Raw genomic sequence first — 12,092 nt, 5'->3', positions numbered from 1 at the left:
CCGGAATACTGTGGAATTCAGAAAAAGAAGAAATGAGCTGTTATGGAAGCATTACCATAGCAGCTCATTTTTTACAATACGGTTTCTTTTGCATCGCTTACTTAAAGAACGGGGGAAAGTCGCAGAAACCCTATAAAATCAATGCTTCCTTGCACTCTCCTCCGTTCTCCTTCCTTAAACACATATAAAAAAGCATCTTAACAGCCTATTCACAAAATCGCTGTCAAAGATGCTTTATTTTCTCCCTCTCAAATTCGCCACAACCCTATATTTCACGGGGTTTCCCGGCATTTCCCACCCCCCCTCACGGATGTTCCCACTCATAAATACCTTTTTGTCATTTATTCTGTTAAGTTACAGCTGTTCAAGGCTTTTGCATAGATTTCCACTGTCATCTCCCCTGGCTCTTTCAGGGAATAGCGTTCCAATACCGCTTCCATAGTGACTCCGGTGCGGGCAAGCTCCTGCTCCAATACCTCCATCTGCACTTTTGTGATGGAGGTTATCTCTGGCTTCTGTTTCAATTCATAGACAAGATGCCCTTTACCATTCACAATCTGCAGCCCGGAAATCTCCCGGTTTTCATTGTAGGCAATGTACTGTACATAAAAACGGTCGCCTATGACGTAACGCTCCCCTTCCTGACGGATATTGGCTGCCCCGGCCGGAACCCATATGAACGGGGCAGTGTATAGCTCCCTTCCCAGACCCCAATTGAAACAGGCTCGTTTGAAGGAATCGGACGCCTGGCCTTTTTCCTTCTCAGAATAGCTGACCGTCCCTACATCCTGTTTCGCAATCCACTGGCTTTTGTATTCATCCCAGATTTCCACGGTACAATACAGGTTTCCGTCAATGCTCTGGTGGCTGCGCTTCCACCCAAAAGGCGTGAATGCTTCATCTAAAATCTTCTGGTCAACACGGGCGTCCTTGAACAGCAGCAGGCTTAGTCCTTTCCCATTGATAGCAGACACCCTGCATTCAATTTCATTTCTCTGCATATTTTATTATTGTTTTACCTGCGCAACTGACGCCCCGTGTCCTGCATCTACAAAGACGATTTAAACGCCGTGATGGAAATCTTATGCGAGAAGGAAAACTGAATAGATAATATCTTAGAAGTATCTGGATTATGCAAAAGGTATAGTGGCGAACTACAGATAGTTATGCGTAAGGATGGTAAGCGTGTAAAAACAAAATTTTTAGTAGTTGACATTTTGAGTTTTGAGGAATATAATTTCAATAAAACTGCATAGACAGTTCGGCCCGATTTATCGAGCGTACCATCCTGTCGTTAAACAAAACTAGGGAACCTGATTTTATTAAATCCTGCGTTTTGCGGGATTTTTTTGCTTTTTGCAGGTTGGATTGTAAATGGAGGAAAATGTATGAAAGTACTGGTGTTGTCAAGCGGAGGCATTGACTCGACAGTCTGTCTGGCGCTTGCAGTGAAGAAGTATGGATATGAAAATGTGCTGAGCCTGTCAGTTTCTTATGGACAGAAGCACAGCAATGAACTGAGAGCCGCGCGGAGGATTGCGCAGCATTATCATGTGAGGCATAAGGAACTGGATATGAGTATGATATTTGCCGGTTCGGACTGCACGTTACTGGAGGGAAGAGGTGAGATTCCGCAGGGAACATATGCGTCTCAGCTGGAAACGTGCGCCGGGGAACCGGTTTCTACCTATGTTCCGTTTCGGAATGGGCTTTTCCTCGCAGCAGCAGCTTCTGTTGCGTTGGCGGACGGGTGCGGAAAGATTTATTATGGAGCGCATGCAGATGACAGCGCCGGAAATGCTTACCCGGATACTTCTGAGGCATTTCATGAAGCAATCAGCCGGGCAGTGTATGAAGGGAGCGGAAAACAGCTGGAAATTGAGGCGCCGTTCCTGTGCAGCCATAAGGCAGATGTGGTTCGGGCAGGAATGGAACTTCAGGTTCCCTTCTCATCCACGTGGTCCTGCTATGAAAGAAGGGAAAAGGCGTGCGGAACGTGTGCGACCTGTATAGACAGGAGGAAAGCATTTGCGTTAAATGGGATTCAGGATCCGGCAGAATATGAGGAGGAGAAGAAATGACAAACTCTGTTTTATTTATATGTTCGATTGTTTTTTATCTTTTTTCGGTGGTGTTTGCTTATAAAATATTTGGCAGGACCGGGTTGTATGTCTTTACGGCGATTTCGGCAATTCTTGCCAATATACAGGTGTGCAAAAATGTGGATATTTTTGGTCTTTCTACCACTGCCGGGAATACACTTTATGCGGCCAGCTTTCTGGTGACAGATATTCTCTCTGAAAAGTACGGGAAGAAGGCAGCGCAGAAAGCGGTTTACATAGGTTTGTTCACGACAGTTATTTTTCTGGTGGGAACGCAGGGGCTGCTAAGGTTTGTCCCGAATGCGAACGATATCATGAATGAGCCGATGACGGCGCTGTTTGGCTTTGTACCGCGGGTGGTTTTGGGAAGCACGCTGGGATATATTTGCTCACAGACAATAGATGTTACGCTTTATCATTTTATCTGGAAAAAAACGGGAGATAATGAGGGAAGGTTATGGCTTCGGAACTGCGGTTCGACCCTGACTTCCCAAGCTGTGGATACGCTGGTGTTTACGTTTGCCGCTTTCTGGGGTGTGTATGACACGGAAGTATTTGTCAGCATTCTGCTTACAACGTATCTGTTTAAGGCAATTGTTGCTTTTTGCGATACACCGTTTGTATATCTGGCGAGAAAGCTTAAAGTGAAGGAGGAAAATTAGATGTCCCTGCATGCGCTTGGAAAACAGACAGAGTACCAAATGAATTATGCGCCGGAGGTACTTGAAAGTTTTGAGAATAAACATATGGACAATGACTATTTTGTGAAATTCAATTGTCCTGAGTTTACATCGCTCTGTCCGATCACAGGACAGCCGGATTTTGCGACCATTTATATATCTTATATCCCGGACAGAAAAATGGTTGAGAGTAAATCACTAAAATTGTATCTCTTTTCTTACAGGAACCATGGGGATTTTCATGAGGACTGCTGTAATAAGATTATGAAAGATTTGATAAATCTTATGGAACCTAAATATATAGAAGTCTGGGGGAAGTTTCTTCCAAGAGGTGGTATTTCAATTGACCCATATTGTAATTACGGCAGGAAAGGAACAAAATGGGAGGAGATGGCTTATGACCGTCTTGCCCATCATGACATGTACCCCGAAAAAATAGATAATCGGTAACAGATATGGATGCCCCGTAAAGCTGCGGGGCACCTGGCGTATCTGAAAATTTGTGATAAGAAATAAGGTTGGTCGCGGCAGTTGGTGCAGGCTTTCAGAAGCGTCAATATTTCATTCTGCTCTGCCGCCCGTACTTTCCGCTCTTCTTCCTTCAGGTAGCCTTTAAACGCACGGTACCGTAGCCGCCTCTAAACCCCTGCATGATTCGTTGTGGTAAAGGAATCATAATAGAGGACTTTCAGGCTTTCGTACTTTCCCTGCATTTCCATAAAAATATAGAACCTGAACACATCTTTTAAATATGTGTTCAGGTTCAAAGGACAGCAGCGACAAACAACGATATATCCTTTTGATTATGGCATTGCCCTTTGTGCATGCCATAATCAAAAGGATAAGTGGCTTGAACATGAAACGTATCAAAATAACGTATCCTACATAAATGCCTTCCTTAAATAATCCGTGTCATTGGGGTCGCTGAACCCTTCTGTGGAAGCATATCTTGCAATCGACGCCCATGTCATGGTAAGTTTTCCGGAAGGATAGCTTTTTCCAGTGAGAACGTCTGCCAATGCATCTCCTGTTCTGGTTATAGGCCTCCAGCCAGCCTTTGGTTGTAATCTCAAATCCGGCGCTTTCAAGTCCCTCTTCTACATTCACAAAATGACATACATTCACGTCTCCAGAACCAGTTCCACCTTTAATCGTTCTCCTGACTCCATTACCGTAAAGAGCAATTTTTCCAGCTTCTTTCAGAGGCAGTACTCCTTCATTTTTTTAGCACCATACATTCTGGCACCATCCTGCGTACCATTTCCGTATGCTCTATTTCAAATTTCTGAACTTCCAGAGATGTAATCCTTGGCCTTCCCATAGCAAATATACACCTTTCCTAATCTTGAATTATTCACGCCACTATAAGCTTACTGAAAACAGATAACATTATTTCTAACATCGGTAGAACGGTAGCCGATGAAGAACAGTTTCCTACTGTTTGGATACTCCCTTCCTAAAACGTAGCAGATAATGCCATCCCCTATTCTTCCTGCTAAGACAAATACTCAACATATGGATCCTCCTTTACGTACGGATGCCAGATCTTTGCGATACCATCATTTGGATCACCGGTTTTCATAAAATTACTCCAATAGCGAATCATTTTCTCCGACAGTGCAATATCCGCCTCCTCCATGGGGCGCCAACAGAAATCAAAGCTTCCAAAAACATACCAAAGCTCCGCAGAGTGGAATGCCCCCGCCTCATCTCCAGGCAGCTTGCGATCAAAATAGTAGACATAGACATTGGAATCTATCATCTTCGCATAGGCAAGATTGCCGGCGTGCATGGGGCTGTTGTCTGGATTTGGATTTTCTTTTGCGGACGTCAGATCGTCCCCGTTACAGCCGAGAATACAGGGAATGGATAGAACCTCTCCCTTCTCGATTCGGGCGTTGCCGTCCTCAGGAATCAGTTCTTTGTCAATTACCGGGACGTATGGCATCCCTTTGTGCTGAATAAAGGCCGTGCCAAGCGCTTTGCTCAGAGCTATCATCAAATCTTCAATCGGTGTCTCCCACAGAGCCTTTTTGGCTTCTTCCCGTTTCTCCTTGTTCTCCTTCCAACCCTGAGGCGAAATCCCCAAAGCCTCCAGCACATCGTCGCCGAAAGTCTCCGCCTTTTCAATCGGACGATATTCACCCAGAGGATTGTGATACCCTCCGCCACTTTGGAGAATCATTCGCTGAAGCAGGCCGTGGCTGTGCGGCGACACTGCCAGTGCCTGCAAACTCATGGCTCCCGCAGACTGCCCGAAGACGGTAATATTCTCCCCATCTCCGCCGAAGGCTGCGATATTCTCCTTGACCCAGGTGATTGCCATGATCTGATCCCAAAGCCCCAAATTACCACCGGCCTTGTTCTCCCCCTCCACACCAAGCAGGGGATGGCAAAGAAAACCGAGGGCGCCCAGGCGATAATTAATCGTCACAATAATCATGCCGGTCTTAGCCAATGCGTCGCATACAAAAGGTAAATTGCTTCCGGCGCCGCCCATAAAGGCACCGCCATGGACATAAACGGCGACAGGAAGCACCGTATCAAAACCGCCTGGCACCCAGATATTCAGGTACAGGCAATCTTCGCTGACGGGTACCTCAAAGTCCGGATTGTCATAAAACTCTTTCTTGTAAAAGGTATCCCGGGGATTACTGAACTGGATGCTTTTGTTGCCAAAATGGTCAGCCATGAGAACGCCTTTCCAGGGCTTTGGTCTCTGTGGCTTACGCCAGCGAAGCTCTCCAACAGGTGGCTTGGCATAAGGAACGCCTTTGTAAACTGTACAACCGCGCTCTGAAACACCTTTGATTTGTCCATATTTAGTCTGAATAACCATATGTTTTCCTCCGTTTCTGTTATAAGCGTGTTTCCCAGCGGTCACAGAAGACATTATCCTCCGCTTTGCCGGTAAATGTACTCTTTCCGATCATCTTTTCAACGGCAGCGCGGATATTCTCCTGCTTGCTGCCATAGGCATTGATAAAGGTCTTTGCCTGCGGAACGTCGATCAGATGATTGGTGAGGTTGAGACTAATCGCTACAGTAGGCACTTCAGCCAGATACCAGGGCTGATCTACCGAATGGTCGGTTGACCAAGTGATGCGGACTTCATTTGTCTGAGCGTAACCGGTAAAATTCAGCGCTAACAGCACTAAATCATATTTGCTCTTAAAAGCCTCCCTGGAGCCCTTATCCATCATTGTAAGAAGATTATGGAAGCTGACACCGTTTTCTAGCTCCAAATCGTAAAATGTGGGACAGATGTCAACAGTAAAACCTACCGTCTCCAGTTCCTCCTTTAACAAGTCTTTCGTCTTATCGCCCTGATAAGCACGTGAGTTGGGAATGTTGTGCTCATAAACCAAAAAGATGCGCTTGCCGACAGGATCAATCGGTAACAGCTCCTGCGTATCCTTCACCAGAGTGATACAGCGATCGGCAGCCTCTTTTCGGAATAAAAGATGCTCGGCACAGCCTATATATTTCTCCCTCATTTCGGGTGCTGGATAGTTATATCCCTCATTCAACCCCAGCCTGGCCTTAAGTCCAAGAATCCGCATTAGTGCCTCATCGAGCCGTTCGGAAGTAATGATACCGTTCTCCACACCTGCACGAAGATAAGCCATATCCTCCGCAGTGTCGTTGGTAAACAACAGCATATCGCATCCGGCGGCAATCGCGGCAGGAAGAGCTTTTTGGCGTGGCATGACTGCATTGAAGCCAATCATCTGTGTAGCATCCGTTACAATCAGACCATTAAATCCTAGTTCACCGCGCAACATACCGATAAGCAATTCCGATGAGAGTGTGGCCGGGAGAATCTCTTCGTCCCGAATACCAGGCAGGAACTTACGGGAAAGAGCAGGCTGGCATATATGCCCCACCATGATACTCTCAATCCCATCTTCGATGAGTCCCCGGTAAACCTTCCCGAAGCTATTCTCCCAGTCCTCAGCGTTCAGATCGTTGCACCCCATAACCAAATGCTGATCTCGCTCTTCAGTACCATCTCCTGGGAAATGCTTGGCGGTACAAGCCATAGAAAACCCTGAATCACGCACCCCACGTATATAGGCACGGGCCATATCCAACACTGTATCAGGGTTTTCTCCGAAACTGCGGGTGTTAACAATGGTATTGCGCCAGTTTAAATAGATATCGCATACGGGGTTGAAGAGCCAATTGGCTCCAATACTGCCCGACTCACGGGCACTGGTAAGACCGATATGATACGCAGTAACCGGATCAGCGCCGGCCGCAGCCTGCGCTGCTGTGGCAACATAAGTCCCATCCGGCACACATTCCGCCCCGCCGGTATCGCAGTTGGCAGCGATCAACAGGGGAATGCGGCTGTATTTTTGATAAAGACGGTTTTGCTCATAGGTCTCGTCTGTAGTCTTGCGCTGCCAGCGCATTCCGCCCTGATGCCAGGTATCCAGTTCGTTTTTAATGCCACTCTCATCAACTCCCGGTAAGCAGGTCATAATGACAAACAGCTGCCCCAGCTTTTCCTCAAGGGACATACTCTTAATACTTTGCTCGACCCAGCAGATCTGCTGATCATTCAGATAAAACGGCTTTGCCTTCAAATTGACCATTTTATTTCTCTCCCCTCGATAGATTGTCCAAAAATTCCTCTTCTTTCTGACGGCCGTAGTCCTGATACTGACCGTCTTTCAACAACCGGGCAGCATAGGGAAATTCCTGCCAGCTCTCTGTTTCTTTCCGAACCAGAATAGGATAGTAAAAAACGCTGTTTTGCTCTGCAGCTGCCTTGTCGCCGGGCGCATCGCCCACCATAAGAATATGATTTTTTGCATAGCCTTTCTTTTTCAGCTCAGAAATACAATGCGCCTTGCTGCCCACATCCTGGCACAGCACCAGTTCCACCTGGTCGAGCAGTCCGAATTTCATCCACTCTTCTTCCACTGCGTCCCGGTTAGCACTGGAAACAACAGCGATATCCGCAAAGGGTCGAACGGCTTCAAAGCCTTCTCTAACGCCTGCGAAGGCCTTTTTAACCTCCCAGGGCAGCGCTGCAATTGCCTGGTTGACCGCATATGACCAGTTCAAAGCTTTCTTTAAGATTGGCGCATTGTTTTGGGCAATCTCGGTCTCTAGCGCGCTGTTGGAGAGTTCTTTGGACTCATCAACCCATTTGCGCAGTTTTTTCACACCTTCAATAGGCATGAGGATCGAATCCACTTCCTCCAGAAGCATAACCAGGCCTTTGAAACGGTTGATGCCTCGTGCCATACTGTAGAGATTGATTTCATCCCAGCGAGCCAGGATCTTTTCCTGCCATTCCTCCAGTCCCCATTCCATGATGATACAGGGACCAAAGCAGCGTTTGTGTTTGATATTCATGGTATCCACTGCACAGCCATCCGAATCCACGCAGATTAGATACTCCTTTTTCTTTTTAAATTCTTTCAGCAATACTGCCATCTTTTCCCTCCTGGTTATAAAAAACAGGCACAGTTTATACGCTGTGTCCTGAAAACAAAAGCACGCTCTTGTTTCGGTTTAATATTCTTTTGCAATCTCATGCAGTGCATCATTGATATGCAGCATAGTGTCTGTATCATCTTTTAAGTCCCGGCTCAAGATACTCTTCATGCTTAGGCCCAATGGAATCAGATCCTGATCCATAGCTTTCACTAACTCAGGTACATACCGCATAAGAACCTCCCGCGCTTTTGTGCACTGCATTACATCATCTGCCGTGTCCATGATGGAATAGTAACCCTCTTTGACGGTGTCGCCATCACTCAAAAACCAGTTGCGGACAGCCCCCTCGCCTTGATCGGGCAGGCAATAGCTCTCATCCTCGTACTCAACATGCTCAAAGACGCAGTGATCTTTCCACCTTCCCGCTACGGCGCGGACCGTGTTTTCTCCTGGCCGCAATGCCACCTTGCGAAATACAACGGTTCCGTTTCCATTGTTCTCCGCCCTTCCCCACTTATCTCCGTTAATAGTAAGCACAATAGAGGACTGGTTGGTGTAAACCTTGATATCAATGGCCTTGCGGGCACGCTTGATGAAACGCTGGGAGCAGATGTGCACAAAGGGCTCTTTTGACCATACCGCCTTGTAGTAATAAAAGGCATCTTTCCGAAGAGACCGATCGTGGCTTACCAGCCCTTTCGAATTGAGGAATTTCACGCCGCCCTCATTGCGCCGATCGCTGGAAAAGTCAAACATATTCCACACAAAGCTTCCCCACAAATAGTCCTTTCCACGCAGAATTGGATAGACCGTCTCATGGAACAATGCCTGGTATTCCTCTGAGTAATCCTTGACCTTCGGCTCCTCGGAATGCAGCGCGGGATTGCTGTCCACGCCGTATTCGCTGACCCCCAATGGCATTTCGGGCCTGGCCGCATGCAGCTTATCCAGATAGTTTCCATAGTCAGACATTTCTCCATAATACCAACCAAAGTAGATGTTATAACCAATCATATCTGTGATCTTATTCAGCTCACTGGAGAATTTGACAGTATACAGGTTAGCAGCGCTGACCAAGCGGTTCGGATCCAATTCTTTGGCCAGCTTTGTCAGCATCCGACAACCCTCATGCATATATGGTGCGTCTTTGAACATCCCAATCTCGTTCTGAATTCCCCAACAGAAAATCGAGGGATGGTGGAGATTCTGGAGAATCAGCTCCCTGAGCTGATCCGCAGCATTTTCCATCAAGGCCTGACTCTCCGTCATTTTCAGCATGGGAATTTCCGCCCAAACTAAAAGACCGGCCTCATCGCAACAGCTGTAGGTGTGCTGTGCATGCTGATAATGAGATAAGCGTACAGCGTTTGCGCCGATCTCGCGGATGAATGCGAAATCATCATCAATCTGTCTGTCTGATACAGCATTGAATACTCCAGCGCAATCCTGATGCTTGGCAACGCCGCAGAGTTTCACACGCTCCCCGTTAAGACGTAATCCTTCTTCTGGGCTCATGGTAATATGCCGGAATCCCAGACGAAGACTCACCTCATCATCTATCTCTCCCATGTCCGTCAAAAGACTTGCACAAAGTGTGTAGAGATTTACTCCCGCCTCTCCATTCCAGAGCCAAGGCGCAGAGACTTCCAATCTGACGTTTTCGCAGGGATCTGCCACATAGCTGGCGGTAAGTTCTCCGTCCGGCCCGGTCAGCATGTAGCGAATTTTCACACCAGGGTCTGTTATGCATACATGAGACGAAATGCTGACAATTCCCGTACCATCCTTTTCGATGTCAGCTGCGGCGATGACACCGTCGGTTCCATAATAAAGATAATCAAAATGATTTTCCTCGGTAATCAGAATGTTCACGTTGCGGTACAGGCCGCCAAATACGGTAAAATCACCGAAATTCGGCAATACTTCTGGATTGATACTGTTGTCCAGGTAAACATCAATAGAAAGGCTGCCGTTTAAAAGAGCCTCCTGTGGAATAGGAAACCGAAAGCGGGCATAACCGCCCCGGTGTTCGCCCACAGGCCTGCCGTTCACGAAGACACGGCAGACTTGATCAGCACCCTCAAACTCAAGGAAAGATTTACACCACTTCGGATCGGTTGAAAGCTCCCTATGATAGACCACAACGCCGTGATACGGATCCTCATCCGTATACCATGTATGCGGCAGAGAGACATTCTCCCAAGCGATCCCTTCCAGAGTAAATGGAATCGTTCCATCCGGAATTTTGGCAAACTGCCAGGATTGATTCAATGAAATTCGTTGCATAAAAATCTCCTTTCCTGCGGTCTGATACTTTTTGTTTTATTGTTATTTGACATGCCTTGTTTATGCATCTGTCTCAGGCTGCGCACGGCGAACCTCTAGTGTTTTTCGGATTTCTTCGCTCTGTGCGGGACTGATATTATAGATGATCCCCACCCCCAGCAATTCAACGAGGCAGGACAGCACAGGCAGACCAACTGCCAACATACGGACATTAGGGCCGAATGCTGCAGCCTGCTCGGAAGCGCCGGAAACGAAGCCGATGAGCGGCAGCATAGCAGCAACCGTTGAGGATGCGACGGCAGTACCAATCTTGCGGCTGAATGTGTAGATTGAGTACAAAGTACCATCGGATCTCTCATTGCTCTTATACTCCTGATAGTCCATACATTGTGCCACCAGAGCCCAGGTCAGCATGATAAAGATTGTCTGGCCGATGTTGGCAACGGTATTGACAAACATGAAAACGTACACATTAGCAATGGGGAACATCACCAACAAGAGACTGCATACAATATTGATACATACTGCGGTAAGGATGGTCTTGCGGGGTCCAAACTTCTTGGAAAGCCTCGGAACCATGATGAAACAAAACACCATTACAGGTACACTCATAAAAGAGCTCATGGACATGGCTTTGGGTGCATGGTAGTACTCACGGTACATGTAGCTGGCCAAGGAGCCATTGGCCTGGTTGGAGAACATAGAACCCAGGGAAGCAATCATCATGCCAATCAGGGGACGGTTGGTCAAGGCACCCTTGAGAACATGCCAGAAGCTATACTTTTTCTGTTTTGCCTTAACGCCATCCTCAAGCTGAATGTTCTCCTTGCACAGAGTGAGCAGCAGGGAGTAGAAAATAAGGGAACCAGCTGCTGCGATAATGGCCAGCGTAAAGTAACCGGAAGCCTTTGGGGTGTGATCCTCGTTCCAAATCAGCTGTGGAATCAGCGCCATAAATGTAACACCTACACCCATACCGCCAATGGCGCGGGCACGTGAAAGCTTGGTACGGCTTTCAGGATCATCAGTGATGACCGAGGCCATAGCTCCATAAGGCATGGAGGCTCCGGTATAGCTCATGCCGTAAATAAGGTACAGGGCGGCAACCCAGGCCATCTTGGCGCCTTGACTCCATGCAGACACATCTGAAAAAATAAGCAGGCATGACAGCGCCAGCGGAATCATGGCGATGCGGATGTAGGGCTTAAAGCGGTCACCGGACTTGCCGATTTTGAAACGGTCAGGCAACGAACCGATCAGTGGATCGTTGATACCATCCCAGATACGAGCCACCAGAAACAGACCGGCCATCCACTTAGGATCGATACCAAGAACATAGGTCGCAAAGGTCAGAATCCACATATCAATGTAGAGATTGATAAGGCTTCCGCCGTAATCACCACAAAAATAGCCGAATTGTTCTTTGAACTTTACCTTGTAATTCATTTCATTATCCTCCTTGTTTTTGATGGTAGTGTCAAATCTACCTCTATGTTTTTTATTACAAACCCCATATTTTCAAGGATTACACCACTTTTTCAAAAGAAAAAGCAATGACCTCCCTTTTTTG

10 protein-coding genes are annotated in these 12,092 nt (G+C 47.2%); 3 read left to right on the top strand and 7 right to left on the bottom strand.

Features of this window, described 5'->3' with window-relative positions:
- Nucleotides 1-341: 341 nt before the first annotated feature.
- Complete coding sequence (locus tag ACTO17_RS18595; RefSeq protein ID WP_482558990.1) at nt 342-1,001, bottom strand: hypothetical protein; 660 nt, start codon at nt 999-1,001, stop codon at nt 342-344.
- 387 nt (nt 1,002-1,388) lie between these two features.
- On the opposite strand from ACTO17_RS18595, the gene queC reads away from it, so the two are divergent.
- Genes queC through queF form a run of 3 tightly spaced genes read left to right on the top strand, consistent with a single transcriptional unit; the run spans nt 1,389 to nt 3,232 of the window.
- The gene (queC, locus tag ACTO17_RS18590; RefSeq protein ID WP_172536899.1) at nt 1,389-2,081 is read left to right on the top strand and encodes a 7-cyano-7-deazaguanine synthase QueC; all 693 of its coding nucleotides are present in this window, start codon (nt 1,389-1,391) and stop codon (nt 2,079-2,081) included.
- Complete coding sequence (locus ACTO17_RS18585) at nt 2,078-2,764, top strand: queuosine precursor transporter (RefSeq protein WP_172536898.1); 687 nt, start codon at nt 2,078-2,080, stop codon at nt 2,762-2,764. The genes queC and ACTO17_RS18585 overlap by 4 nt, the downstream gene beginning before the upstream one ends.
- Nucleotides 2,765-3,232 (top strand): preQ(1) synthase, encoded by a 468-nt coding sequence (queF, locus tag ACTO17_RS18580; RefSeq protein ID WP_172536897.1) that lies wholly within the window; start codon nt 2,765-2,767, stop codon nt 3,230-3,232.
- A 431-nt stretch (nt 3,233-3,663) separates the two neighbouring features.
- Here the strand turns inward: queF and ACTO17_RS18575 are convergent, their stop codons facing one another.
- From ACTO17_RS18575 to ACTO17_RS18550, 6 genes are all read right to left on the bottom strand, one after another.
- Nucleotides 3,664-3,801: a hypothetical protein gene (locus tag ACTO17_RS18575; RefSeq protein WP_482558989.1), complete on the bottom strand. Its 138-nt coding sequence runs from the start codon at nt 3,799-3,801 to the stop codon at nt 3,664-3,666.
- 476 nt (nt 3,802-4,277) lie between these two features.
- Nucleotides 4,278-5,621: a carboxylesterase/lipase family protein gene (locus ACTO17_RS18570; RefSeq protein WP_482558988.1), complete on the bottom strand. Its 1,344-nt coding sequence runs from the start codon at nt 5,619-5,621 to the stop codon at nt 4,278-4,280.
- Nucleotides 5,622-5,640: 19 nt separating this feature from the next.
- Entirely contained in the window at nt 5,641-7,383 is a 1,743-nt protein-coding gene (locus ACTO17_RS18565) for a glycoside hydrolase family 3 protein (protein WP_482558987.1), read from the bottom strand.
- A 1-nt stretch (nt 7,384) separates the two neighbouring features.
- Entirely contained in the window at nt 7,385-8,233 is an 849-nt protein-coding gene (locus ACTO17_RS18560) for an HAD family hydrolase (RefSeq protein WP_482558986.1), read from the bottom strand.
- 78 nt (nt 8,234-8,311) lie between these two features.
- Nucleotides 8,312-10,522, bottom strand: coding sequence for a glycoside hydrolase family 2 protein (locus ACTO17_RS18555; RefSeq protein WP_482558985.1), 2,211 nt, complete (start codon nt 10,520-10,522; stop codon nt 8,312-8,314).
- 60 nt (nt 10,523-10,582) lie between these two features.
- A complete protein-coding gene (locus ACTO17_RS18550) occupies nt 10,583-11,968 on the bottom strand; it encodes an MFS transporter (RefSeq protein ID WP_172536892.1) in 1,386 nt (461 codons plus the stop codon).
- Nucleotides 11,969-12,092: the final 124 nt, after the last annotated feature.

Source organism: Petralouisia sp. (assembly GCF_056822245.1).
The sequence above is the reverse complement of the archived record's forward strand: the minus strand, read 5'-3'. Positions and strand labels throughout refer to the sequence as shown.